The following is a 26,866-nucleotide window of genomic DNA, read 5'->3' on the forward strand; positions in this document are numbered from 1 at the left end:
TTTACTGGTGTATCACTGGTAAGGGCGTATGGTGGATGCCTTGGTAGACAGGACCGATGAAGGACGTGACGGGCTGCGATATGCCTCGGGGAGCTGCCGAGTGGGCTTTGATCCGAGGATTTCCGAATGGGGAGACCCGGCCACTGTTATGGGTGGTCACCACAGTTTTTGTGGGGGGTACGCAGGGAAGTGAAACATCTCAGTACCTGCAGGAAAGGATACTCCGTGAGTAGTGGCGAGCGAAAGCGGATCAGGCTAAACCGAGTACGTGTGATAACCGTCAGGTGTTGCGTATTCGGGGTCGTGGGATTGACTGTTCAGCCTCTGACGGGGTTGAGAAGAGTGATAAAATGTCGTGTTATGTGAATGGGATTGAATTCCCAGCCGTAGAGGGTGATGGCCCCGTAGCAGGTTGCGCGATGTCTTTTTATGTTTATTCCCAAGTAGCGCGGGCCTCGTGGAATCCCGCGTGAATCTGCCCAGACCGTTGGGTAAGCCTAAGTATTCCTGTCTGACCGATAGTGTACTAGTACCGTGAGGGAAAGGTGAAAAGCACCCCGGGAGGGGAGTGAAATAGTTCCTGAAACCGTGCGCTTACAATCCGTCGGAGCCTTCTTTGTGGGGTGACGGCGTGCCTATCGAAAAATGAGTCTGCGAGTCAGTGGTATGTGGCGAGGCTAACCCGGGTGGGGGAGCCGTAGCGAAAGCGAGTTTTAAAAGGCGTTTTAGTCGCATGTCCTGGACCCGAAGCGGGATGATCTAGCCCTGAGCAGGTTGAAGCGCGGGTAAGACCGTGTGGAGGACCGAACCCACCTAGGTTGAAAACTGGGGGGATGACTTGGGGTTAGGGGTGAAAGGCCAATCAAATTCCGTGATAGCTGGTTCTCTCCGAAATGCATTTAGGTGCAGCGTCATGTTATTGCTTGCAGGGGGTAGAGCTACTGGATGCTTGCGGGCCCATACCGGGTACTAATAGCAGCCAAACTCCGAATACCTGTTAGGTTTATCATGGCAGTGAGTCGGCGGGGGATAAGCTCCGTCGTCAAAAGGGAAACAGCCCTGATCGTCGTCTAAGGTCCCGAAGCGCGTGCTAAGTGGGAAAGGATGTGGAGTCGCATAGACAGCCAGGAGGTTGGCTCAGAAGCAGCCATCCTTGAAAGAGTGCGTAACAGCTCACTGGTCTAGTGGTTCCGCGCCGACAATGTAGCGGGGCTTAAGCACGCCACCGAAGACGCGACTGCATGATTTAGTTCATGTGGGGTAGGAGAGCGTCCTGTATGGGGTGAAGCGGCAGTGTGAACTTGTCGTGGACTATACGGGAGTGAGAATGCAGACATGAGTAGCGAGAGACAGGTGTGAATCCTGTCCGCTGAATGACTAAGGGTTCCGGGGCCACGTTCGTCGTCCCCGGGTGAGTCGAGTCCTAAGGCGAGGCCGACAGGCGTAGTCGAATGGATGAACGGGTTGATATTCCCGTACCGGTGTTACACCGTTCGAACTGAATCTGAGAGTACTAACCTTCGTTATTCTGGTTGATTATCTTTCGGGGTTTTCTTCTGGTTTAGTGTTGGGACTGTATCGGTAGTAGGTTAGCGTGGGAGTGACGCGGGTAGGTAGCCGGCTGCGGAGGTGGTTTTCCGTGGCTAAGCGTGTGGGCTGTCCTCTAGGTAAATCCGGGGGATGTTAAGCTGAGGCGTGATGGGTAGGCTGTAAGGCTGATTCCGGTGATCCTGCTTGCCGAGAAAAGCTTCAACGTGAGGTGTGATTCCGCTCGTACCCTAAACCGACACTGGTGGTCTGGTAGAGTATACCAAAGCGATCGGGCGAATCCTGGCCAAGGAACTCGGCAAATTACTCCCGTGCCTTCGGCATAAGGGAGACCCCTGATGGTGATATGGTTTCACATTGTTGAGCTGTTGGGGGTGGCACAAGCTAGGGGGTAGCGACTGTTTACCAAAAACACAGGAGCGTGCGAAGGCGTAAGCCGCTGTATACGCTCTGACGCCTGCCCGGTGCCGGAAGGTTAAGAGGATCCGTTAGCTTCGGTGAAGCGGTGAATTTAAGCCCCGGTAAACGGCGGTGGTAACTATAACCATCCTAAGGTAGCGAAATTCCTTGTCGGGTAAGTTCCGACCTGCACGAATGGCGTAACGACTTCCCCACTGTCTCGGCCAGGAGCCCGGCGAAATTGCAGTACGAGTAAAGATGCTCGTTAAGCGCAGAAGGACGAAAAGACCCCGGGACCTTTACTATACCTTGGTATTGTCGTTAGGTGTGGATCGTGTAGCATAGGCGGGAGGCTGTGAAGCGTGGGCGCTAGCTTGCGTGGAGTCGATCAGTGAAATACCGCTCTTTCCATATCTGGCGTCTAACCTCGACACGTTATCCGTGTTAGGGACAGTGCCTGGCGGGTAGTTTAACTGGGGCGGTTGCCTCCTAAAGAGTAACGGAGGCGCTCAATGGTCCGCTCAGCCCGGTTGGCAATCGGGTGTTGAGTGTAATCGCACAAGCGGGCTTGACTGTGAGACTGACGGGTCGAGCAGGGACGAAAGTCGGAGATAGTGATCCGGTGCCGGCGTACGGACGTGGCATCGCTCAACGGATAAAAGGTACCCCGGGGATAACAGGCTGATCATTCCCAAGAGTCCATATCGACGGGATGGTTTGGCACCTCGATGTCGGCTCGTCGCATCCTGGGGCTGGAGCAGGTCCCAAGGGTTCGGCTGTTCGCCGATTAAAGCGGCACGCGAGCTGGGTTCAGAACGTCGTGAGACAGTTTGGTCTCTATCCTCTGCGCTCGTTGGAATGTTGAGGAGACCTGCCCATAGTACGAGAGGACCTGGGTGGACGAACCTCTGGTATGCCGGTCGTCACGCCAGTGGCGCTGCCGGTTAGCTACGTTTGGAAGGGATAACCGCTGAAAGCATCTAAGCGGGAAGCCTGCTCCAAGATTAGCATTCCTTGCACTTTGTGTGTGAGCCCCCATGTAGAACACGTGGTTGATAGGCTGGATGTGGAAGCCCTGTAAGGGGTGGAGCTGACCAGTACTAATGGGCGATTGTGATACTACTTGTATTGCTTATCGTTTAATTCTCTTAACTTTGAGGAGTGTTAGACGGTCATTTTATGGTTAAGTTGTTGATTTTGATGATTGTTTTTCTGTTGCTCGCGTTCATGTCCGGTTCCCAAACCGCCAATTTGCCGCTCGTTTAAAGCGAGTGTATAATCTAGTTTTGCGGTGGTCATGGCTCAGGTGAGACGCCCGGTCCCATTCCGAACCCGGAAGCTAAGGCCTGACACGGTGAGGGTACTGCACTCGATAGGGTGTGGGAGACTAGCACGCTGCCGCATTATTCTTTGATAAGCGGGGAACTTGATTGTTCCCCGCTTTTTTATTATTTAAAACAGGTCGTCGCGCGCGCGGTCTACTCGCGCGAACGTCTTCGCTTGCGTTGAAAGCACACCGTGCTTTCAACTTTGAGCAAGCTCAGCGCTCCGAATTACCTTTTCGCGCTACGCTCTAAGCGAAAAGGTAGGTCGTCGCGCATATAAATAACGTCATAACGAACATATATAGTCAAACATAGGTTCGGGGTGCGCATAAGCGCTGAGATTATACCCGTTGAACCTGATCTAGTTAGTACTAGCGAAGGGAAAATCATGACTACTGTGTCGTGTTCTAAAAATAATGAATTCTCAACTAATGCTCGTTGCAAGCAATTCGTTCAAGATGTACGTGAATGCATTGAAACTTTACGCGCAAAAAATCCGTTAACACATTGCGTAACGAATAATGTTGTTCAAGAAATAACAGCAAACGTTCTGCTGGCTGCTGGAGCATCGCCAGCAATGGTCGTAGATGCAGAAGAAGCTGAAGTATTTGCTCAAATCGCATCTGGTGTATTAGTAAACATTGGAACGTATAGGCCAGTAGACAAAGAATCTATGGATGCTGCGATTCGCGGAGCTGTAAAAGCACACACTCCATGGGTTCTTGACCCAGTTGCAGTTGGCGGTTTAGCTCCACGCACGCAATACGCGCGCGAAATTGTTAAAAGTCATCCTGCTGTAATTCGTGCCAACGCTTCCGAAATCTTAGGCTTAGCTGGAGAAGAAAGCGGCGGTAAAGGCGTAGACGCTGGAGATTCCGTTGATTCGGCAGTTGCAGCAGCTAAGAAGCTAGTTAAACGCTACGGCTCGGTAGTGGCTATTTCTGGCGAAAAAGACGCTATTTATGGTCATGGATGCTCGGCACGAGTTTCTGGCGGCCACGAAATAATGACGAAAGTAGTCGGCACGGGCTGCTCTCTTGGCGCGTTGGTGGCAGCATACGTTGGAGCAAATCGAAATCGACCTTTTGCAGCAACAGTTGCCGCGCACGTACACGCTGCTGCAGCAGGAACTTGGGCAGCGCAACGCTCAACATTGCCAGGGTCATTTAGAAAATTATGGATGGATGCGCTTATGTATTTGAGCGCAGACGAGATGCTGAAATTAGCGAATATTGAATTTGAACTCGATCCTGTTGATTGGTCTCTATACTTTATAACAGACCCAAAGATGAGCGATAGAGCCGAAGAAGATATTGCAGTTGATTGCGTTAAAGGCGGAGCAAGCGTAGTCCAATTGCGCGATAAGTACGCAAATAGCGAAACTTTTAACAATAAAGCTCAAAGCCTGCGAGACAAAATGCTTGCTAATGGTTGCGGAGACGTGCCGATTTTTGTTGACGATCGTATAGATTGTGCGAAAAGCTTAGGGTTCAACTTGCATGTTGGTCAAACAGACACGCCTTATATTGAAGCGCGTAAGTCTATTCCTGCAGAGTGGATGGTTGGACTTTCTATAGAAAAGTTAGAACAGTTAGATTACGTTTATAACGAATGTGCTAAAGAAAATGTGGCATTGCCTGATGTTATTGGAATAGGTCCGATTTGGCCTACTGCCACTAAGCCAGACGCTGCTCCTGCTTTAGGTGTTGAAGGAGTAGAAAAGATTGCTAAACGCGCTAAAGAACTCGGCATTAGCACGCTCGGAATTGGTGGTGTTAATGAAAATACCGTGTTTCCTATTAAAAGCACTTCAATAGATGGTTTATGCGTAGTATCTGCTCTAATGCTTGCGCAAAATCCTTGCGAAGAAGCACACAAATTACGCGATGCTATTACGAAGGAATAAAATAATGAATAATCAATTTTCGCAAACTCAAGCACCTTTGCAATCAATTTCTAAATTATATGATTCAAGCCTAAGGCCATCTTCCCTACCTTCTTTAGAAGAGCCAATTATTCCGCGAGTGCTAAGCATTGCTGGAACTGATCCAACAGGCGGAGCTGGAATTCAAGCTGATCTAAAATCAATCACAGCATCTCATGGATTCGCAATGTGTGTAACAACTAATTTGGTTGCTCAAAACACTTGCGGTGTGCGCGAAGTTTATACTCCTCCAACCGACTTTTTGCAAGCGCAACTAGAAGCAGTATTTGATGACGTAACTATTGATGCTGTAAAAATCGGCATGCTTGGAGACAAGTCATATATTAGTCTAGTTCAAGATTGGCTTAAGAATCATCCTGTTCCTGTTGTTGTGTTAGATCCAGTGATGGTAGCAACTTCGGGAGATAGGTTGCTTGAAAAGTCTGCAGAAGATGCAATGCGTGAGTTTGCGCCTCTTGCGGATGTTATTACGCCAAACATACCTGAACTCGCAGTATTATGCGATAAACAGCCTGCATCTAATTTTGAAGAAGCTTATGCTCAAGCAAGCGAGTGGAGTGCAAAAAACAATACTATTGTTATTGTTAAAGGCGGCCACTTAACAAGTGAAGATGCTGGAAATACTGTTGTGTTCCCAGATGGTCACAGAGTGCACGTTCCTTGCCCTAGAGTTGATACAACAACAACGCATGGCACTGGCTGCTCGCTATCTTCCTCGCTTGCTACGCGCATAGGATTAGCGTTGCGAGAAGGCAAGAAGCTTAGTGATTACAGTACAGTAGCGGATGCTTTAGCATGGTCGTCAAGATGGCTTAACGAAGCTATTGCTTGCGGTAAAGATTTGCATGTTGGCAAAGGTCATGGGCCTGTGAACCATGCTGCTCGTAATTATCGTTTGGAATTAGATTCTTCGTCAACTCCTTGGGAACATATGCAAACTAGTGGCTTAGACGGATTAACTGCGCAAAGCGTAGTCGTAAAAGCTCATAGCAAGGCTAGAAAGCCAAATGTGGAGCCGTGTGGTACTTGGACTCAAGCGTTATGGGATGCTAGTGCAGATGTTGATAACAACATTATGAAAATGCCATTTATTGAGGCTTTAGGTAATGGAACGCTTGACTCCGACTTGTTTGCTTTCTACATAAGTCAAGATTCTGAATACTTGAAGCGTTATTCGCGCGCGCTAGCTGCTGTTGGAGCTAAAACGCCAGATAATGAGGCTAGAGTGCATTGGGCTACGGGCGCAGCTATGTGCATAGAAGCGGAATCGCAGTTGCACAGAGATTGGCTTGGAAGCAGAAATATAAGCATTGATGCGTCTTGCTCGCCAGTAACGTTAGCTTACGTAAATCACTTACTTGCTTCTACAATGGCAGAAGATTACGTGATTGGAGCTGCATCCATATTGCCATGCTATTGGCTTTATGAAGAAGTGGGACAAATTTTAGTCAAAAATAATACTCCTGAAAACCCATATCATGATTGGATTTCAATGTATTCTTCTAATGATTTTGAGTCAGGAGTAAGAATGGCAGTTAAATTTGTTGAGAGAGCTTTTGAAGAAGCTGGCCCACAGGCTCGAATTCTTGCTGCTCAAGCATATATGACTTCATGCATTTACGAGTATGAGTTCTTTAATCAAGCTCATAGAGCATTGAGGTAGATGGTTTGATAGCTTGATAGCGCTGATGCATTGACTTCGTCTTTATTAACAAAATCTAGAAGATTTGAAGATGAGTAAAAGCGTCAGCGCATGTTAGATGCAAAATCTGCAGCTATAAAAACTCAAGAAGAAGCGTCTATACTTATGCGTGAAACAGTTCGTATACTAAGGAATCAGGGATTGACGGTTCGTGATGTTGCAGAGCTTACGGGGGTTACTCCGCAGCGAATAAGCTCGCTTAAATCTTAGTGATTTAATGCAATGCGGTTGGGGCTATGCACAAGCAAGTTGCTCAGTAGTGTATAAACTCTATGCAAAACAAATCAATAGCGGATAAATAAGTAAAGGTCAAGTCGTAGGATGTGTGGCTACAACTTGACCTTTGAAAATTGCGATATGTTTTTAAGTTAAAATCGCAGTCTAATGCTTTTATTTATTCTTGGCAATTCCAAGAGCTTTTGAACTTTCATCCTTGTCAAGGCCTATAAATAAAAGCACGATTATGCCAATAATCAGCGGAACATAACCGTATCCAGATCCGTGGATTATGCCGAATATTTCCATAAGTCCATTTGCTATTACGGCTAGTGAAGATACTATAAAATATAGTTGAGCGCACCACGGTTTTTTAATGAGAAACATGGTTGCAAGACCAAATAATCCAGCGATAATTTGAGGCACTCCCCATAGATAATCATTACGCATTACAATCAGCGCAATTCCGCTAGCAAGAAATACACCATTGGCTATTGTCCAAAATACGGATGGAATTTGTGCTTTTGTATCTTCTAAATTACTCATATTCTTCTCCTTCTAATACAAGAAAATAATTGTGTATATCAAACCTTTACAACTTATAAATTAATGGCGTGCTAAAAGGTAAACAATATCTTGTCTAGGAAAACCTTTACAAATAATTACTATCTAAAACTGCTTAAGATTCATTAATCTTTTAAACTGAATCAGTAAGCCATACTATCTATACAGTTATGTTCATTTTTGAAAGGAATAACTGCATTACATTCCCAATACTTACCAAAGGCTCGAAAATAGAGTGAACCGCCTAAATGCTTTATGGTATCGCGATGAAGCAAAAGTCCTTTTTGAGATACTGAGCGAATTGCATCTTTACTTTTCCCGCCCAAAAATCGAACATTGAACTGTTTTATAACAATTTGTTTTTCGCGTATCGAAATTCTGATGTAATAAACTAAAGAAGCATATTTTCGCATGTTCAAATATAGTTCTTCGATTAATTCAATAACTTCACAGATGATTTCATTGCTAATGTCTTCAGGAATATCGTTACTAGATATGTTGCATATTGATCTTCCTTTTAATCCACAAGATGTATTGATTGAGTCGTTCATTTGTAGTGTATCTTCAATGTGCTGAATGAACTCGCTTCGAGCATCTTGCTTAGCAGTATTTCCACGTAGAATGTCGATAATATTATGTCCTTCTTCAAAAGCCTGATCTGCCAAATCATTTATTGCCTCAATAGCACTTCGCTGTTTTTTAGAAATAGACTTGTCAAGTAATGCTATTTTACTTTGTAGTGCAATATCTGCAATCTTATTAGTTAATCTATCGTGCATTCGCACAGCCAGATGAAGATTATTAATTGTTTGCTTATCTTTTTCATAAAGAACCATTTTTTGGTGAGAAATGCGCAAAATAATACCAGTGCAAACGCAAAATATATTTATTAAAAGGTAAGCAATAAGATACTTGAAAGACAAAGTTGATAGGTATCGGTATGCAACGTAGTGTAATGCATCTATTACTAAGAATAAAGGTAGTGTAAATTGAATCGGATATAAATACGAAATAAAAACAAATGATATGATGAGCCCGAAAGTTACTGGTGGAAGATTCAGACTAGGAATAACAAGAATGCTGAGATGTACAAAAATATAGCACATGCTCATAAAATGCGGGAGCAAGCAAAGAAACAGATTTATAGCAGCAAGAATCATGTAAACTATGACAAGTTGTATTGTGCTATTGTCGCTATTTGAGTAAATATATGCATCCATTGCGCTCGACAAACATCCCAATAGTAAAAATGTTTTATTGTCAATAAGCTTTTCTCGTAAACGACGCATTAAGAAAATAATCATTGTGTATCATTTCCTAAATATTCATCATGCAGCCATGTAGTAATAAGTTGTGAACGATTTGTCACATTCAATTTTTTGAACACGCGACGAAGGATAGTTTCCACAGTACAAGTTTCAACAAATAAACGTTTGGCGATTTGCGCATTAGTCATGCCTTTACTGCACAACTTTATAATTTCAGTCTCATGATTCGTTAAAGCAAGGCGTCCATTTTTTGGCTTATTTTGCAAACGCTGAAATGCTGTCGTCGTGTCGTCAAAATGAAGATCTCCTATTATTTGTGGCTTGAACGTGCCATTGGCAATACTGCTAAGCATGGCGCAAATAGTTTCTGGGTGGTTCTTTCCAACAATGCCTTGCGCGCCTGCTGTTGATGCTTTTAAAGCATAATCGTTTATAGGGAATGAAGTTATAGCAATTATTATTGGGAGTGAGTATCTTCTTCGCAATTCGTATAATATTTTAATTCCCGAAACCCCAGACATATACATGTCAATTAGCAGCACGTCTGGGCATTGATTTTGACAAAATTGAATTGCTTGATCGGCGTACGCGGATAACCAGCAAATACTGCAGGACGGAACAACCTGTTCAATATATGTTTTTAGGCCGTGTAGACAAAAACAATCATCATCAACAATGCCAACAGTAATATGCTTTGCTATCATATTGCTCCTTCAGAAAAGCATTATTTAAGTAATAATAGTACTTGAATTTGTATGATGAATATCTTGTCTAGGAAAACCTTTACAAAGGTAATCTTATAAAGGTAGGCACTGAGAGCTTACGGGGGTTACTCCGCAGCGAATAAGTTCGCTTAAAGTTTAGTGATTCAATCACAATGTGGTTGAGGTTATAAGCAAATAAATTGTTCAGTAACATATAAACTCTATGCAAAACAAATCATTCTCTGGTATTACGCAAGCTCCAAAAATCATAAATAAAATCATCATTTAGTGTGATGCAAACTCTTTACGGCGATTATAGGCTATTAAGCAAAAGCTGAAATCCTCAATAAAGTGTCAATCATAAAAGCATTAATTGTAGCATTATCAAGCACTTTATTTATTTTGGATCAGTTTGAGAGGCTTGTTTCGACGCATACTATGTGTCTACGAGTTTGGCGAGTAAGGAGATTTGTGTTATGAGTAAGTTTACGAAAGTACTCTTGCTTTCTGCTATGCCAGTGTGTTTGCTTACTGCATGCTCTGGTAGCGCAGTTGATAATAGTCAACAGCAAGCACAACATGATTCAGTTCCACTTGTTTCAGTCAAAAAACAGCCTTTAACACAAATTGTGTCGGGTAAAGCAGCAATAGAACAATCATCTACCTTTGTTATCACTGCTGTAAGTAGAGGGAATTTTTCTCCATCGGTAAAAGCAGGAAGTGCTGTAAAAGCTGGAAGTATTTTAGGCTACAATGCTGGTAACAAAGTTATTGCTCCAGTAAACGCTAAAGTTGTGTCAGTGGCTGAATCATCTGCGGACGTGCCTAAATCTTTCCCGCTATTTACTCTTAAATATGAAGGTTTTTCAATAAGCCTTAACGCAAAAGCTTTACTTCGTTCTGCGGATATTGCAGATGTTAAAGGTCGCTTCCAAGTTGAAGACGGTGTTGGACCAACAAATTGTTTGCAAATAGTACAAAGCGGTGGAACTTCTACCGATGTTGCAGCCTCGGGTAGTAGCAAGAATGATAATGCTGATTCAACTCAAACAGATGAGTCGAGTGCGCAAAGTAAACCCAGTGTATCGTCAAAAGTTTTAACGTGTTTAATAGATAAAAGCACAGAAGTAGAATCAGGTCAAAATGCGACGCTTGTTTTTAATGGCAAGCATAAACAATCGGTTCTAACTCTGCCTGTTAGTTCGGTTGCTGGAAGAGTCCAAAAAGGCTTAGTATCATACAAGAAAGGCGATAATTGGGAGCGTAAAGAAGTTGGTCTTGGAATCAGTGACGGCGCTAATATTGAAATTACGTCTGGTTTGCATGAGGGTGATGTTGTAGCAGGTGTTTCTCCTAATCTCATTCCAGGAGTGCAATGATTATGGAGAACAATACTGTTCCGCTGGTTGAACTACAAGACGTGTCAGCGCGTGTAAAACTAGGCAATGGCGAATGGCTTACCACTGTCAACTCTGCTTCTATGTTACTTAATCAAGGTGAAACATACGCGGTAGTTGGCAGGTCTGGCTCCGGCAAAACAAGTCTTATTTCTATTATTGGATTTTTGAATAAAAATTTTACTGGAAAATACTATTATTTTGGCAAATCAATCCAAAAGTGTAGTGATGCTACAGTATCGCATATGCGCGCTCGAAATATTGGTTTTGTTTTTCAAAACTATTCGCTTATTAAGCATTTAAGCATTAGAGAAAATGTTGAGTTGCCGCTTTTATACGCAGGACTACAACAAAGCAAGCAGAAAAGAAGAAAAACTATAGAAGAAGCATTATGTGATGTTGGATTGCAAGATAAACTAAACGAATACCCTGGAAGGCTATCAGGCGGTGAACAGCAGAGAGTCGCGATAGCGCGTGCTCTCGTCACTAATCCCGAATTACTTATTTGCGATGAGCCAACTGGTGCGCTCGATAGTAGTACGGGAGAAAAAGTGCTTCAAGTGTTGCATGATCGTGTTCAAGAATCTGGAACAACATTACTATTAGTCACTCATGATATGAAAGTGGCTCGTTCTTGCTCTCACATTTTTACTATGGAAGGCGGTGTTCTTTATGATCATGCTGCTTAAAGATTTGCGCCTGTCTCCTATGAGATCCTTCCTCACAGGTTTTTCAATGTTTATCGGCATCATTGCCGTTATTGCGTCAGTGCTTATCGGCACGGTTGGTAAGGACTATCTTATTGCAACTAACGAACAGCTAAACGGTCGTAGACCAACATACGAGATTACTTTTTCAGCACAAAATTTTGACGAATATTCAGTATTTAACAAATTCTTAAATCGCATTGAATCCGCAAACCGTAACGCTAACGTTATGCTACAAACAAACACTGGACTACTGTTTAGCGCTTCTATGCCAGCCTCGAAGAGTGTAAAAATAAGCAAAGAATATAAGACTGGCAATCTTCAATATGCTGACGCTGTTTACACTACGGCAGGATACAACAAAGTTTATAACTTACCTATTGTAAGTGGAAGATGGTTTAGTAATAGCGCTAAAAGCAACGCATTAGAAATGGTAGTAAACCAATCTGCTAGCAAAAGATACAAGATTGGTGAAGTAGCATTTATTACTTCTCGCAAAACAACACAAATGAGTCCTATAAGGATTGTTGGAGTTGTGAACGATGGCGTAGACTCAGCAAAAGTATACGTGAATATTCTAGGATTATTACGTTATGCTCCAACTCTTTGGGAATATTCTGGAAAAGAAGCTCAAGGCTCAATCTACTGGTTGAATAAAGAAAATCGTTCTCAAAAATCAATTAAATCTTATGTTTCAGATGCTCTTTACGACTGTTGTGGTGGACAAGTAAACGAAATTAGAAGACATGATAATAGTGATGATTACGAGAATGTTATAACAGTATTGCAATTAAGTTTTGCTATCGTAGCAGCATTATTGCTTTTTGTTTCCGCGCTAGGTTTAATCAATATTGGTTTAGCATCGTTGGAGCAGCGCACACATGAACTGCTTATACGCAGAGCCTTGGGTGCTACTAGATGGTCGATTGCTTCACTCGTGTTAGGAAGTGCGATTATTTTAGCGCTGATAGTTTCGATTGCTGCTGTCGCTGTTTCTTTTGGACTTGTGTCTATAGCATCAAGTTTTTGGGATGCAGCAAGCCCAGTTAGTCCGCCAGTTTACCCATATGAAGCCGCTATTGGAGCTGTTATTGCGGCTTTTATTACAGCGCTTGCTGGAAGTGTGGTACCGGCAATAAAAGCATCACGTTTACAACCAGCATTAGCATTGCGTTAATTTTCAAAAAATAAGAAAGAAGGAATAATGAATAATCATACTATTGGTAAAGCAACTCTTATTGTTGGTGTGCTTAGTGCGCTTCTTATGTTTAATGCGTGTGGAGGAATAGGCAACAATAATGCGAGTGGTATGGGTGGCGCGCGCTCGCAAAATAGTTCGCCGAGAGAGATTGTTGATTTTGCTCATATAGATAAGGAATATCAGGAATCTGTGGCAAAGCTTAGTTGGCCTGAAAAATATAAAGCTCCTGCAAACTTGGTTGGAGAAGAAAAAGACGCTCAGTTTCAGAGTGGATATGGTGATACGCAAGCATCTAATTATTATCAGTGTGCTTGGGAACGGCAATGGTTAGACACGTATGCTAGTGATGAACAAGCGGCAAGTAAAGCTTTGCATGAGCTTGAAAAAGTGCCTAGCATGCCGTTTATGGGTCCAGATCGTTGTGATGATGCAACGCGAAACTTTTTCAAAGAGCACATGCGTAAAGCAAAACTAGGAGATCCGTCAGGATTCCAACAGGATGTGCAAACTAATTGTCCTGTGATGTAATTGCATTTGTATAGCTTTATTGTGCTTACGCGCTAAATAGCTTGTTATATGCTTCTTTTTACCCATGTTGATGGTGTCCAATAATCTTTGGTAAGCATTGATGGGTATGTTTGTTTACGAGCTTGAATAATCCATAAGGCTATACCTGTTGAAACAAGTATTACGCCAGCTGCAATCATTATGAATAATGATGAATTTAGATTTCCCCATGCTAGTACGCTTGCATACCCTACGATAATGCCGCATTGCTCCATAATAGAAGTAAAAGTAGTAGTCGCGCCGAGAATGTGTGTCGGTATGCCATCGAGAAGAGCTGTTTGCCCATAGACAATAGTTGCGTCAAAAATAATACCTGCAATGAAAGCAGAGCAAAGAAAAAGAGCAATCCAATTATTAAGTGCGAAAATAAGTAAAGGAATAGAAAGGAATCCAGGTAATAAAATAGAGTATAAAATCTCATAATGCAGCACAATATATTTGCATAATAGCGAACCTACAATCATGCCAATGTTAAATATGCTGACTATTGATCCCCACGTGGATGCCGAATGAAAAAGTGTGAGACAATGGTGTGCTCCCATTAGTCTGAATGCGGCAAGCCATGATCCAGATTGTAATGCTGATACTACTCCTAAGACTATTAACCATGGTGTAGATTTCATATAGTGTAAAGAAGCTGCAAAACCAGCAGTTTTATTGCTTCCTGTCTTCGTATTGTTTGAGCTATTTTGTGCTTGCTGGTTTAGATTAACTAACAGTAGAGGTAGCGCCGCTAGTATCATCACAACAGCAATGCTCGTAAAGAAAATGAGCGGATTACATATATCAACAAATATGCCAGTAATCGCTGGTGCAGCAAGCCTGCTGAGATTAATCCACATACGCATGCTTGCTAAAAATTTGGTTTTTTCGCCAGTTGGCGCGCTATATGCCATTAATACTTTTTGATTAGGCGAAGAAAATGCAGTAAAGAATCCGAATATTATGCCGAGTAGTGTAACCGTAGTTGCAATAAGATTATGCTGTGCTACTAAAGCGAAACCGTATCCAGTACACAACAAGGCAAAACAGACCGTTAGCGCTATAAACAATCTAGTTGGTGGATATTTATCTGCGATAATTCCACCAAGCGGTGCTGCTATGCAGGTCATAAGTGCTACGGACACTGCGTTAAGCGCTGCGTGAGATAAGTCGACATGTATTAAAAGATATAGGCTTACGCCAAATCTACAGCTTGTTATAAGAAAAGCATTAAGCGATAAAACGGCAATAATAAGAGTTGTGCGAATCCGTGCCGCAGCGTTCATTTCCTTCTCTTTTTTCTTTCTTTCATGTTATGAATGTCTTTCATATTCTGAATGATATATGCCTCTTGATATACACCTTTTTCTGGACTGTGAGTGAAATGAGTGTTTTATTGCAGTGTTTTACTCTTAACTACTCTTAACTGTGCTGAGCCCTACTCTCGTATGGCTTTGTTGGGTTTTCTTTGTGTTTATTGTGGTGTTTCATTCCGAAATACTCCGAAATGTATTTACTTTTGCGCTTTGTTGTTTGTGTCGTGATTCGAATTGCTGCAGTTTGCAAACAAGATATATAACTACTGGCGATGGTAGGAGAGGAAGCTGGAGAGTTTGCTTATTGCGTCGCGAAGCGTTTGCAAGCGCGGCAAGTAGATAACGTGTAATTATTTTAAGGTATTGACGTTTGTTTAACAATGTAGTAAATTGATTTACAAGAGTTTAGCATTGCAGTTCAAAGGAGACTGAAATGGAGAGAATGCCTAAAGGTAAAAAGTTCCAATTTAAGGCATTGCTTGATGACAAACAGTGGGTATCTAAAGATAATGTCTTCGGAGTTGGAGGGGAGGAGGTAGAAACAAGCGTGCATTTTTGATTTGGTGTCTGTGTGAACATGACATGTAGATTTATATGAGCCAGTGTTTGCGGCAATTAAAAAACTGTTTGCTTGTTATGTAGTCATACAACAAAGAATAAAAAAATTACTAGTTTGTTTTCTGATGCTTTAGAGAATAGTTCGTCACCCATTTTCTAAATGCAAAATGAGTGCAAGTTAACATATGCAGATAAAAAGAAGGTTACAATGAAGAAACTTACAAAAATATGTGCATTAATCGGTGCTGCTGCAATGATTATTAGCGCAGGTGCGTGTGGTAGTGCAAAATCATCCGACGCTAATGGTTCAACACAGCTTACCATTTGGCATTATTGGGATGGCGCTAATGCCGATACCTTTGATGCAATGGTGAAGGATTTTAATGCTTCGCATAAAAATATTAAGATTAAGACTGCGAGCGTCCCGAACTCTGATTTTATGACGAAGCTTCGTGCATCGGCTTCGTCGAAGAGCTTGCCAGATATTTCTATAAGTGATTTGGTATGGGTGCCACAGATTGCAAAAATGGGCAATTTGACTGATCTTTCTAAGGTTATTAGCTCGAAAACGCTCGATGATGTGACTCCTGCATTGATTGACTATGGTCATATTGACGGCAAACAAGTTTCTGTGCCAGTTACTGCCAATAATCTTGCGTACATGTACAACAAGGACGTTTATAAAGCAGCTGGGTTAGATCCTAACAAACCACCACAAACATGGGATGAGTTGAAGAAAGTTGCAAAGACGATCAAGGAAAAGACAGGCAAGCCAGGGTATGATTTGCTTACTCAAGCAGGAGATAACGGCGAAGGTTTAACTTGGAACTTCCAGGTCAACTTGTGGCAAGCTGGCGGCGAATTCTTGACAAAGGATAATTCTAAGGCTGCATTCAATACGCCAGAAGGCAAGAAGGCTATGAACTTCTGGGTGGATCTTATCAAGAGCGGCGTGAGCCCATATGCTAAGTGGGGCGAATTTGAAAAGGGCAAGGGTGGTTCTGCTCAGGAAGGTAGCTGGATGGTTGGCATCTGGGCGCCAGATCCACCATTTGATTTCGGTGTAGCAAAAGCCCCTCATCCAAAGGATGGCAAGGAAGCAACTAATCTCGGTGGTGAACAAGCAATCGTCTTCCATAATTCTGACGCTCGTGCTAAAGCTGCTGGCGAATTCTTGAACTGGTTCTTGCAGCCAGAACAGGTGATCAAGTGGTCGCAAAAGACTGGCATGCTTCCTGTAACGAAGAGTGTTGCAAAGTCTGATAAGTATTTGGATTGGGTTAAGAAGGAACAGCCTCGTTTAATTCCGTTTGTGGAACAAATGGAGATTGCTCATACACGTCCAAATACGCCATTGTATCCAAAGATTTCCTTTGAATTTGCAAAGGCTGTGGAGAAGGCTTTCGCTGGAGAGCAGAGTGTTGACGAAGCGCTTGCGAATGCTGAAAAGGCAGTTAACGACGTGATTGCCAAAGGCTGATTGCATAAATACTGTGCCGATAGCTGGGTCAAAGGAAATGAAGTTGACTCAGCTATCGGGGTTCTTTGCATCAAGGAGTATGTAATGAAAAAACGTCATTTTCTCAAGTCTGCGCACAGGCACTACCAGAAAGATCAAGTAATTTGTGCTGCGGTATTCTTGTTGCCAGCAGTGCTTATTATTGGTGGTTTCGTGCTGTACCCTGTGTTGTCTGCTGTATATATTTCACTAACATCGTGGGATGGGTTCTCTCCAGAAAAGAAATTTATTGGCTTGGGAAACTATGCTCGTCTTTTCCAAGATCCTGAGTTTTTCAACAGCTTAATGGTAACGGTTATTTATGCTGCTGGTGTATGCGTATTAAGTGTGCTGACTGGATTGTTGCTCGCGCTTTTGCTTGATGCGCCTATACGAGGTAGGAGTATTTATCGTAGTATTTACTTCCTCCCAGTGGTTACATCTTCTGTGGCTGCAGCCATTGTGTGGAAATATATGCTCGATCCTTCTGGATTCGTGAACAGTGTGTTGATGAAATTCAATATACACGGACCAGATTGGTTGCAAAATCGCTGGCTTGCGCTTATTGCATTAATTCTTTTGACCGTGTGGAAAAATATTGGTTTTAACGCTATTTTGTATTTAACTGCGTTACAAGCATTGCCAAAAAGCGTGTATGAAGCGGCTGCATTAGATGGAGCTACTGGGTGGCAAAAATTATGGAAGATTACTTTCCCATTGCTATCTCCAATGACGTTTTTTGTAGTAGTTCAGGCATTAGTAACGAGCTTCCAATCCTTCGACCTTGCATACATGCTCACGGGTGGCGGTCCTCGCGGAGGCACGGAAGTGCTTGGCATGATGATGTATCGTGATGCGTTCAAGCTTGGTGATTTTGGCTATGGAACAGCAATAGCGTTTATTACACTTGCGCTAGTGCTAGGCGTGACGATGATTCAATGGAAAGTTTCTGGAGCACAAGGAGAAGAATAATGAAATCATCATTATGGTCGCGTTTGGCGCGTCATGCGATTCTGATTTTAGGTTCAGCAACAGTAATCATTCCATTTTTGTGGATGTTCACTACTTCTTTGCAAATGCGTGCTGAAACATACACGAATACTTCAATTTTTCCTACATCATGGCATTGGGAAAACTATATTCATGCGTGGCAAGCGGCGCCGTTTGCGCAATATTATTGGAATACGCTATTGATGACGGTAGGAATTGTTGTAGGACATTTAATATTTGATGCCTTTGCCGCCTACGCTTTTGCGCGATTAGAATTTCCTTTGAAGAAAACAATATTCATTCTGCTGCTTTCTGCATTGATGATTCCTAATTTTGTGATTGTTATTCCGTCTTATGAGATAGTCGCTAATTTGGGATGGGTCGATACGCTGTATGCTTTGATTGTTCCTAGACTTGCAGATGTGTTTGGCATTATTTTACTTCGACAATATTTTGCAACAATTCCTCGAGAGCTTGATGAGGCAGCGCGCATTGACGGTTGTGGCAGGTTTGGAATATTCTTCAAAGTAATCGTTCCATTGTCGTCCCCAGCGTTTGCGACGCTTGGTATTTTTAGTTTTCTCTTTGCGTGGAATGATTTTCTTTGGCCGTTATTGGTTACGAATACGGATGAAACTCGTACAATTCAGATTGGTTTAGCATCCTTCGTAGGGCGTTACGGAACCTCTTGGAATTATTTGATGGCAGGAACTTTGACTGCAACAATACCAAGTATTATTGTGTTCCTTTTCTTCCAACGTGCGCTTGTTAGAGGAATTGCCAATACTGGTATGAAAGATTAGAAATTGTAGAAAAATTAAGGATGGGGTTTATTATGTCTATACCACAGTGGTTGCCTGATGCAAGATTTTATCAGATTTTTCCTGATCGTTTCTATCGTTGTGAAGGCTACGGTAAGTTAACTGAAGGTCATGTGCCGCTTGATTCATGGGATGCTGAGCCTACGCGTGAGAATTTCTTAGGTGGTAATATTGCTGGAATTACAGAAAAACTTGATTATATTCATGATTTAGGTTGCAATGCTCTCTATTTGAATCCAATTTTTTCTGCTGCAACAAATCATCGTTATGATGCAAACGATTATTTTAAAATCGATCCACTTTTAGGAACTCTTGAAGATTTCCATACATTAGTAGATGAAGCGCATAAGCGGAATATACGTATAGTACTAGATGCAGTTTTAAATCATTGTGGTAAAACTCATTGGATGTTTCAAGATGTTGTTAAAAATGAAGAGAATTCAGAATATGTGAATTATTTTTCAGTGAAAAACTTTCCAGTTAAGTCATTGCCTGTGCCTAATTATAAAACCTGTTCTGGTTGTGAATATCTACCGAAGTGGAATGTGTTTAATCCAAAGGTGCGTGAGCATCATTTTAATGTTGCGAGATATTGGATTGATCAAGGTATCGATGGTTATCGTCTTGATGTTCCATATTTTATTTATCCAGAATTTTGGCAGGATTTTAGGCAAGTTGTTAAAGCAAAAAATTCAGAATTATGTTTGATAGCTGAAGAATGGAGAGACCCTGCTCAATGGTTGCAAGGAGACACTACTGATAGCACAATGAATTATACTCTGCGTGATTTAGTTTTAGGTTTTACGGCGACAAAGCGATTCAATGCATACGATTTTGTTAACGGTATTAATCGTTTGCAGGAGCGCATACCGTATGGATATCACCATGGAATGATGAATTTGTTGGGTAGTCACGATACTGAGCGTGTTTTAACTGCGCATCAAAATAATACTGAGGATTGCATAACTGCCTACTGTTGCATGTTTGCCTGCGAAGGTGCTCCTATGATTTATTACGGTGATGAACTTGGTATGGTTGGCGATAATGATCCAGGGTGTCGTTCTGGCATGCAGTGGGATAGTCTTGATACAAATGCTGAAATATTCCGTACAATTGTTCAATTAAATGCATTGCGGCGTGATCATATTGCGTTGCGAAGAGGCACGCAAAGTTGTTACGCTGTTGACGGAGATACTGTCATTATTTCGCGAGAGCATAAGGAAGAATCTCTTTTGATGATTATTTCACGTAATAATTTGGTAGAATATAATTCATCGAAGCTACCTCAACAATTGCAAAATCATAATTGGCGAATTATAAATGGTGTAACTGTTGGAAATAGTTGGCGCCCCAATAAAGATAATTCTATGATCGTATTGCAAGCTCAACAGTAAAAATAATGTAGAAGTAAGAAGTGTGAGACATGGGAAAGAAAATTACAATGCAGGATATTGCTGATGCAGCGCGTGTCTCTAAATCTGCTGTCTCCTTTGCGTATAATACTCCTGATCGCTTATCATCAGAAACTGTAGAACACATATTTTCAGTTGCAAAGGAACTAGGATATGTGCGTAATCCTGTTGCTTATATGCTGCGAACTCAAAAGACAAATAGTTTGGGATTGTTACTACCACAGCAATTAGGGCGAGTGCTAGAAAATCCATACTATTCGGAATTTATTCAGGGTATTGGGCAAATCTGTGAGCGAGAGGGATTGACGCTTCTTTTAGTGCCTCCACTTCGTAATTCTATGTTAAAAGCAATTCCTTATGCTGCAGTTGACGGTTTTATAGTAACTGGTTTAGAAGAAGATCGTGGTGAAGTTGAAGCTCTTATGCAGCAAGGAAAGCCATTTGTGATTGTTGACAGTGAAGTACATAGCCAAGCTCCGAGTATCAATATTGATGAGACGCGCGCTATGAAGGAATTAACTGAGCATCTTATTTCATTGGGTCATCGCAATTTTGTGGTGATTTCTCCAGAATCAGGCAATGATGATGGGTATCTTTCTTGGCATGGAACAATTCGTCGCCGTATTAATGGTGTGATTTCTGCTTTAGAAGAGAATGGAATAGCCCCACTGGTCGATAAGAAAAATGTTATTGAAGTACCATGTACTCGTACTGGAGGAGAAGAAGCTTTTGCACAAATAAAACAAAATAATTCTGTATTACCAACTGCATTCATCTGTTTTAGTGATGTTATCGCGTTTGGAGTAATGGACGCTGCTAGACAGTCTGGTTTACAAATCCCACGTGATATTTCTGTTACAGGCTTTGATGATCTAGCTGAGTCTGCATGTAGTAATCCACCGTTGACAACAGTTAAACAGCCTGTTACAACTAAAGGACGTTTAGCTGCTGAATATATAGTAGAGACTTTGAATGCTGGGTATGAACGAGCATCATCCCGTCACGTATGCCTACCTATTACTGTGCTGCTGCGTGAGTCAATTGGCCCAGCAGCATCTATACGAGAATAGTCTGCGTAGTAAATACTTTGATTCCTTCCTCCTATGAAAAATATAGTGCCACGTTAAGTTTTTTTTAGCGTGGCACTATATGCATAATTTCTTGAATAGGGTCAGAATTAATCGTAATTTTTTGTTTATGCAAAAATTATGATTTCTACTGGCGATAGTAGGAGAGGAAGTTAGAGAGTTTGCTCATTGCGTCGCGAAGCGTTTGCAAGCGCGGCAAGTAGACTACGCGGAAGTAGCCTGGAGTCTGCCAATTAAAGCCTTTGCCGTGCACAATCAGCAACTTCTGGTCGCGCAGCAAATCAAGCGCAAACTGTTCGTCGTCGTGAATGTTGTAGCGAGCAGGATCGAGTTTTACAAACATGTAGAAAGCAGCATCTGGTCGCTCGACGCTTACGCCATCCATCTCCTGAAGTGCGTTATAGCAGTACTCTCGCTGCTCATACACGCGTCCGCCCGGCTCCAAATACTTCTCAACGCTTTGGTATCCGCCTAAAGCAGTCTGAATAATAGATTGCGCAGGAACATTCGAGCACAAGCGCATATTAGACAGCATGTTAAGCCCCATAATGTAGTCGCGAGCCTTGGATTTATCTCCCGAAAGACTCATCCAACCAATACGGAAGCCAGCAATCATATGCGACTTAGAAAGTCCGCTAAAAGTTACGCAGAACACGTCTGGAGCAAGAGAAGCAATCGAAACATGCTTCTTGTCGTCCATAACAAGACGGTCGTAAATCTCGTCCGCAAAAATAATCAGATTAAACTCGCGCGCAATCTTAACAATCTCTTCCAAAACTTCGCGACTATACAGCACGCCCGTAGGATTATTCGGGTTAATAATCACGATTGCTTTAGTGCGAGGCGTGATTTTAGAGCGAATGTCGGCAATATCTGGGTACCAATGCGACTTTTCGTCACACATGTAGTGCACAGGAGTGCCGCCAGCCAAGCTTGCGCACGCAGTCCACAGCGGATAGTCTGGGCTTGGTATAAGAATCTCGTCGCCGCAATCAAGCAGTGCTTGCATAGAAAGGTTAATCAGCTCGGAAACGCCGTTTCCAGTGTAAATATCTTCCATTTGCACGCCTGGAATGCCCTTAAGCTGATCGTATTGCATAATCGCTTTGCGCGCAGAGAAAAGTCCGCGACTGTCCGAGTAGCCTTCGCAATCAATAAGCTGCTGCTGCATGTCGTAAATTACTTCGTCTGGAGCGCGGAAGCCAAAAGGAGCAGGATTCCCAATGTTGAGCTTTAGAATATGCGTTCCGTTTGCTTCCATGCGGTTTGCTTCTTCTACAACTGGACCGCGAACGTCGTAAAGCACGTGCTCAAGTTTGGTGGATTTGTTGAAGTTTCTATGTTTGAGCGTTTTGGAAAGCTCTTCTTCTGTTAATGGGCGATTTTCCTCGTGCTGCTCGCTGCAATCTGCTTGCGCCTTTTGCGCGGTCTTTGCGCAAGAATGCCCACCTTTGATTCCGTAGTCGCTAATTTCAAGAATTTGTGCAAGCATATCTCGCACGTCTTTGCGTGGCTCAGTTTTACCGCTTAAATATTGACTTAGTTGACTTTTGCCAAGCTTATGACCATCTTTTGCTGCAAGCGCGATTACATCAATCTGCTTATATCCTTTGATTTTCATGGCCTTTTTAAGGTCGTTTGCAAAATTTTGTGCCATAATCTGTCTTTCTTATAGAAGCTTATAAAATCAGCATTCTTAAATTGAACAAACTTACAACAAAGTTCAAAATAGAAGATATAAATTGAACTTTGAGGCGATTAAAAGACAATTTTACGCGTAAAAAAGCATTTTGCAAGCCTAAAATTGAATTTATTTTGAATTTATTTTGAATTTTGACAGAACCGTGCGAACAATTATGAACTTTTTGAATCTATGTTGAACTTTTGAATAAATAGATAATCTTTAGATTTATTTTAGATTACTTTGAATTACTCAAATTGTTTTACCATTTTCTTATATTTCGCGCGGTTGCCATGTTTCGATAAGCTGGAAAAATATGGCAAATAAGCAAGGGGAGTTATAGCAGTATGCCAATTTTTGAGCTAATTCTGTACATAATGTCAGTTGTGGTTCTGTCATCATTCTTGGAGCGTTTTATACCAAGAGTTTCAGTGCCGCTCGTACAGATAGCTATGGGTATTATTGCTGCAGAATTGCCATTTTTTCCAAACGCATCTTTAGATCCAAACATGTTTATGGTCGTTATAGTTGCGCCACTTATATACTTTGAGTCTAGAGAAATCAATAAGCTAGCTCTGCTGTCTTCCTTCAAATATTCAGCCACGCTAGCTATTGGATTAGTTTTAGCCACAATGATTGTTGTTGGCATTCTATTGCCTGCAATATGGCCGTTTGTGCCAATTACGGCAGCTCTTGTTTTGGGTGCTGCATTAGGTCCAACGGATGCCGTGGCAGTAAGCGCTTTAAGTCACGAAGTGTCGCTTACGCGCAAACAATTTAGCGTTCTTCAAGGCGAATCATTATTTAATGACGCATCTGGAATAGTAGGATTCCAATTTGCAGTGTTGGTAGCATCCTCAGGAGTTTTCGACATTGTTCCAGCATTAAGCAGTTTTACAACAAAATTCTTTGGTGGAATAGCAGTAGGCGCGTTAGTAGGTTTTGCTGCAAACTGGCTTTTTGAAAAAATCAGGTCACTAGGTTGGGAAACTACGAAAACTAGAATATTAATGGAATTATTCCTACCATTTTTGTTATACATGGGTGCAGAAAGCCTTGAAACTTCGGGAATGCTTGCGCTAGTTACTGCAGGATTGCTTACAAAATTCGATCGTTCTGGAGTAGGTCCTAATGTTTCGCGAACAAATATAGTGGCAAACAGTGTTTGGAGCGTTCTATCTTTTGGGCTTAATGGTGCTGTTTTTGTGCTTTTGGGAATCGCGCTTCCAAAAGTAGTAAGTTCAAGTTGGAATGATCGTGGAATTAACAATCTTATTCTAGTGGCGATTATTTGCGTAACTTTAGTTGCCATTATAGGCGTTCGATTCTTGTGGATGGTTATTATGATTCGCCTTGCAAGGCGATCTAAAGCAAATAGGCGAGATGTAGATTGGCTAAAATCGTCCGTGATAATGACATTAGGTGGAGCAAAAGGAACTTTAACATTAGCGCTGATGTTTACGCTTCCAATTAGCTTCTCGCTTAGAAATGAATTGATTTTTATTGCTGGAGTGGTGATAGTAGTAACGCTTTTGCTAGCTAACTTTATTCTTCCCTTAATATCTCCTAAAGATAACAATCATGAGCTAGAAGCGGTTACGCCAATAATCATAGAAGTTTTGCGGAGAACCGTTGAAGAGCTTACGCTTAACGTTACGCAGGACAGCACTAAAAGTGATGATTATGAAGCGCGAGGCGCTGTGTTATCTGTGATTGATTCCTACACGGAACGAATCAATAGGCTAAAACAAAATGTAAATAAGAGTGATTCAAAAGACTACTTGTTATTACGTGTAGATGCTCTAAATTGGGAAAAGGACTATATAAAACAAAGGCTTAAAGAACTTAAACAAGATAGTATAAATAAATCTCATAATTTAGAGACAGAAGCATGCGAGAGGCTTTTGGATCAGATAATGAATTCTTTAAGACATATTCACACAGGGGAACAATCACAATCTATAATGTGGCATTTGCGTGGACGATTTAGGGCTGCTCAGCGAAGAGTAGTAACAGTTGTAAGACGAACAAGTAATATGATTCGCCGAACGACTCCGCTTCTTAGAGAAGACATGATTTTTGTGCGCGTTCGGCAGATTCATATTGACGTTATACATAGCGTTGTTAAACGCTTGTATCAGGGAATGCATAAGGAAACATATAATACGGAGCATTGTTCAACGCTTTTGCGTGAATATAGGGCTAATGAGGCGCTTCTTAGATCTAGGCCAAATGTTGCTATGAGCGTAAAAATGATTGAGAGAATTGATGATGTTAAGCGTGAAAGCTATGCGATTGAGCTTAGGATTATTCACGAGATGTATGAGGCGGGTGACATTACGCGTGCACAAGAGCGGCAGTTGCGAAACAACGTTTATGTTATGAATGTTGATGCTAATGCAGATGTGTAAGTTTTGTGTTAAATGCAGCTTTGTATTGCGTTTGTATTAACTTTACGGCGTGCTGTGTCGTTCGCGCGGTCTAAGCGCGCGAACGACTTCGCCGCGCAGAAGCAGTGCTTCTGCTTTGAGCGGCTCAGCGAATCGAGGTGATTTCTCGCGCATTATGCAGCTCGAAATCGTCGATTCGCACGCGGTCTAAGCGCGCGCTATTCCTCGCGGCTATTAGTAGCCGCTCGGCTGATTTGGCACATAAAGTCCACCGGACTTTATGTTTGAGCCAAATCACGCTTTGAAGGAGCTTGAAATGCGTTATGCAATTTCAAGCTCAGTCAAAGCGCAATCGAACTACATAAAGTTGCGAATCAACGCAGTTTGTTGCGGTGATACTATGGGTTACATGTATTTCTTTACTCCGCGCAGATGTGAATCTACCCAAAAAATAATGTATGCCAATAAAGGGCAGGCTCTTATGGCAGCGGATAAAAGCCTTAGAGAGCGCGGAGCAAGATTATGGGTTTATAAATGCGATTATTGCGGAAGTTGGCATTTAACGCATTCAAATCCTGCAATTCGTAAGTATTGCGATATGCGCTCGCGATTTGAAACAACCAAACCTAAGTCTAGAAAACGCGGATATAAGCCGCGTCTTCGTTAAATAATTAATGCTAAATAATTAACACTAAAAATCAGCAAATCAATAAATCAATACTTAAAAGTAAATCCTTGCGCATTAAGCTGCGATTCGCAACTATGGTTTTTGGCGCCAGAATCTACAGCAAGCTTTGCGATTTGTGCGCTGAACGCGTCTACTGGTTTGCTAGCATTTCGCAAATCGTAGTATTTATGCACTCTTTCATCGAATTCTGCAAGTTTTTCAAGCAAAACATCATCGCTGCTAGGGTATTCATTTTCAAAGAATTGCATGCTCGAATCCATGCGCGGCTTTAGTTCTGGGGACTGGTCTGGCATTCCAATCGCAAGCCCAAGTACTGGATACGTGTATTTTGGCAACTTCAAAAGTTCAATTAAATCGGGTATATTGTTCAAAATTGAACCAAGGATTACGCATCCGAGCCCAAGTGATTCTGCAGCTGTTTCCATAGCGTGCAGTGCAAGAATTGCATCGTTCTGCGACTGTGAGAACCTGTATCCTGTTTTAAGCGTAAAATCGTTTCCGTCTGCATCAATGCCATTTTTGCGCGCTATAGCAGCATTTCTGTGCTGATCAATAATAAAAACATACAAAAGTGGCGCTGTGGCTATATAAGTTTGATTTCCAAGTTCGGAAAGCTTTTTCTTAAGGCTTACGCTTGTGATTTTAATCGCGGACCAGTCGTTTAAAAACTGACTACAAGCTGCGCGCTGTGCTGCTGCTTCCAACGTTTTTACAATATTTTCGCTAATCGGCTCGTTTTTAAAAGCGCGTATAGATCTGCGATTTAGAAGTGTCTGAATTGTTTTATTTTCTTCAATCTGTTTATTGTTGTTTTGATCGTTATTTTGTTGCAACTCTGTCATTTTATTTCCTTAAAATTATGCTATTTAAAAATATTTATGCTATTTAGACTACTTAAA

20 protein-coding genes, 2 rRNA genes, 1 pseudogene and 1 riboswitch are annotated in these 26,866 nt (G+C 42.0%); of the genes and pseudogenes, 17 read left to right on the forward strand and 6 right to left on the reverse strand.

Features of this window, described 5'->3' with window-relative positions; all coding sequences use genetic code 11:
- Window positions 1-8 precede the first annotated feature (8 nt).
- The 5 genes and pseudogenes from HXT53_RS00395 to HXT53_RS00415 form a co-directional block, all read left to right on the forward strand.
- Window positions 9-3,070: ribosomal RNA gene (locus HXT53_RS00395) — 23S ribosomal RNA — on the forward strand.
- A 164-nt stretch (window positions 3,071-3,234) separates the two neighbouring features.
- A 5S ribosomal RNA gene (rrf, locus tag HXT53_RS00400) occupies window positions 3,235-3,351 on the forward strand.
- 229 nt (window positions 3,352-3,580) lie between these two features.
- A riboswitch (TPP riboswitch) is annotated at window positions 3,581-3,673 on the forward strand.
- Window positions 3,661-5,178: a hydroxyethylthiazole kinase gene (gene thiM, locus HXT53_RS00405; RefSeq protein WP_421780340.1), complete on the forward strand. Its 1,518-nt coding sequence runs from the start codon at window positions 3,661-3,663 to the stop codon at window positions 5,176-5,178. It overlaps the preceding riboswitch by 13 nt.
- Before the next feature lie 4 nt (window positions 5,179-5,182).
- Window positions 5,183-6,880 carry a bifunctional hydroxymethylpyrimidine kinase/phosphomethylpyrimidine kinase gene (locus HXT53_RS00410; protein WP_421780342.1) on the forward strand — a complete coding sequence of 566 codons (1,698 nt, stop codon included), beginning with the start codon at window positions 5,183-5,185 and terminating at the stop codon, window positions 6,878-6,880.
- Window positions 6,881-6,964: 84 nt separating this feature from the next.
- Window positions 6,965-7,129 (forward strand): annotated as a pseudogene (locus tag HXT53_RS00415) (XRE family transcriptional regulator); the annotation flags it as partial.
- A gap of 180 nt (window positions 7,130-7,309) precedes the next feature.
- Here the strand turns inward: HXT53_RS00415 and HXT53_RS00420 are convergent.
- The 3 genes from HXT53_RS00420 to HXT53_RS00430 all read right to left on the reverse strand — a co-directional run bounded on the left by HXT53_RS00420 (window position 7,310) and on the right by HXT53_RS00430 (window position 9,671).
- Entirely contained in the window at window positions 7,310-7,681 is a 372-nt protein-coding gene (locus tag HXT53_RS00420) for a hypothetical protein (RefSeq protein ID WP_004112863.1), read from the reverse strand.
- 161 nt (window positions 7,682-7,842) lie between these two features.
- Complete coding sequence (locus tag HXT53_RS00425) at window positions 7,843-9,003, reverse strand: hypothetical protein (protein ID WP_004113739.1); 1,161 nt, start codon at window positions 9,001-9,003, stop codon at window positions 7,843-7,845.
- Window positions 9,000-9,671, reverse strand: coding sequence for a response regulator transcription factor (locus tag HXT53_RS00430; protein WP_004113741.1), 672 nt, complete (start codon window positions 9,669-9,671; stop codon window positions 9,000-9,002). Before HXT53_RS00430 ends, HXT53_RS00425 begins: the two co-directional genes overlap by 4 nt.
- 476 nt (window positions 9,672-10,147) lie before the next feature.
- On the opposite strand from HXT53_RS00430, the gene HXT53_RS00435 reads away from it, so the two are divergent.
- The 4 genes from HXT53_RS00435 to HXT53_RS00450 are packed head-to-tail and all read left to right on the forward strand — an operon-like array spanning window position 10,148 to window position 13,504.
- On the forward strand, window positions 10,148-11,050 hold the full coding sequence (locus HXT53_RS00435) for an efflux RND transporter periplasmic adaptor subunit (protein ID WP_410310096.1): 903 nt from the start codon (window positions 10,148-10,150) through the stop codon (window positions 11,048-11,050).
- Window positions 11,047-11,757: an ABC transporter ATP-binding protein gene (locus tag HXT53_RS00440; protein ID WP_004113744.1), complete on the forward strand. Its 711-nt coding sequence runs from the start codon at window positions 11,047-11,049 to the stop codon at window positions 11,755-11,757. Before HXT53_RS00435 ends, HXT53_RS00440 begins: the two co-directional genes overlap by 4 nt.
- Entirely contained in the window at window positions 11,741-12,952 is a 1,212-nt protein-coding gene (locus tag HXT53_RS00445) for an ABC transporter permease (RefSeq protein ID WP_004118109.1), read from the forward strand. The genes HXT53_RS00440 and HXT53_RS00445 overlap by 17 nt, the downstream gene beginning before the upstream one ends.
- Window positions 12,953-12,979: 27 nt before the next feature.
- Entirely contained in the window at window positions 12,980-13,504 is a 525-nt protein-coding gene (locus tag HXT53_RS00450) for a hypothetical protein (RefSeq protein WP_248898591.1), read from the forward strand.
- Between the two features lie 44 nt (window positions 13,505-13,548).
- Here HXT53_RS00450 and HXT53_RS00455 read toward each other — a convergent pair whose 3' ends face one another.
- Window positions 13,549-14,811 (reverse strand): MFS transporter, encoded by a 1,263-nt coding sequence (locus tag HXT53_RS00455; RefSeq protein ID WP_285068659.1) that lies wholly within the window; start codon window positions 14,809-14,811, stop codon window positions 13,549-13,551.
- A gap of 463 nt (window positions 14,812-15,274) precedes the next feature.
- On the opposite strand from HXT53_RS00455, the gene HXT53_RS00460 reads away from it, so the two are divergent.
- From HXT53_RS00460 to HXT53_RS00485, 6 genes are all read left to right on the forward strand, one after another.
- On the forward strand, window positions 15,275-15,400 hold the full coding sequence (locus tag HXT53_RS00460) for a hypothetical protein (protein ID WP_004113751.1): 126 nt from the start codon (window positions 15,275-15,277) through the stop codon (window positions 15,398-15,400).
- Window positions 15,401-15,607: 207 nt separating this feature from the next.
- Window positions 15,608-16,879 carry an ABC transporter substrate-binding protein gene (locus HXT53_RS00465; protein WP_004113753.1) on the forward strand — a complete coding sequence of 424 codons (1,272 nt, stop codon included), beginning with the start codon at window positions 15,608-15,610 and terminating at the stop codon, window positions 16,877-16,879.
- 84 nt (window positions 16,880-16,963) lie between these two features.
- Complete coding sequence (locus HXT53_RS00470) at window positions 16,964-17,869, forward strand: carbohydrate ABC transporter permease (protein WP_004113755.1); 906 nt, start codon at window positions 16,964-16,966, stop codon at window positions 17,867-17,869.
- Window positions 17,869-18,690: a carbohydrate ABC transporter permease gene (locus HXT53_RS00475; protein WP_004112888.1), complete on the forward strand. Its 822-nt coding sequence runs from the start codon at window positions 17,869-17,871 to the stop codon at window positions 18,688-18,690. Before HXT53_RS00470 ends, HXT53_RS00475 begins: the two co-directional genes overlap by 1 nt.
- A 32-nt stretch (window positions 18,691-18,722) precedes the next feature.
- Complete coding sequence (locus HXT53_RS00480; protein ID WP_004113757.1) at window positions 18,723-20,102, forward strand: glycoside hydrolase family 13 protein; 1,380 nt, start codon at window positions 18,723-18,725, stop codon at window positions 20,100-20,102.
- 29 nt (window positions 20,103-20,131) lie between these two features.
- Window positions 20,132-21,190 (forward strand): LacI family DNA-binding transcriptional regulator, encoded by a 1,059-nt coding sequence (locus HXT53_RS00485; protein WP_415705192.1) that lies wholly within the window; start codon window positions 20,132-20,134, stop codon window positions 21,188-21,190.
- Window positions 21,191-21,335: 145 nt separating this feature from the next.
- On the opposite strand, the gene HXT53_RS00490 is transcribed toward HXT53_RS00485, so the two are convergent.
- Window positions 21,336-22,865 (reverse strand): aminotransferase class I/II-fold pyridoxal phosphate-dependent enzyme, encoded by a 1,530-nt coding sequence (locus HXT53_RS00490; protein ID WP_421780348.1) that lies wholly within the window; start codon window positions 22,863-22,865, stop codon window positions 21,336-21,338.
- Window positions 22,866-23,236: 371 nt separating this feature from the next.
- Between HXT53_RS00490 and HXT53_RS00495 the strand changes: the two genes are divergently transcribed.
- Together HXT53_RS00495 and HXT53_RS00500 are read left to right on the forward strand one after the other, a co-directional pair.
- Complete coding sequence (locus tag HXT53_RS00495) at window positions 23,237-25,300, forward strand: cation:proton antiporter (protein ID WP_421780350.1); 2,064 nt, start codon at window positions 23,237-23,239, stop codon at window positions 25,298-25,300.
- A gap of 379 nt (window positions 25,301-25,679) precedes the next feature.
- Window positions 25,680-25,946: a hypothetical protein gene (locus HXT53_RS00500; RefSeq protein WP_004138399.1), complete on the forward strand. Its 267-nt coding sequence runs from the start codon at window positions 25,680-25,682 to the stop codon at window positions 25,944-25,946.
- A 47-nt stretch (window positions 25,947-25,993) separates the two neighbouring features.
- Here the strand turns inward: HXT53_RS00500 and HXT53_RS00505 are convergent, their stop codons facing one another.
- Window positions 25,994-26,809, reverse strand: coding sequence for a nitroreductase family protein (locus tag HXT53_RS00505; RefSeq protein ID WP_004113768.1), 816 nt, complete (start codon window positions 26,807-26,809; stop codon window positions 25,994-25,996).
- Between the last annotated feature and the right edge of the window lie 57 nt (window positions 26,810-26,866).

Origin of the sequence: Gardnerella sp. KA00390 (genome assembly GCF_049244075.1) — a bacterium.
GTDB lineage: Bacteria > Actinomycetota > Actinomycetes > Actinomycetales > Bifidobacteriaceae > Bifidobacterium > Bifidobacterium vaginale.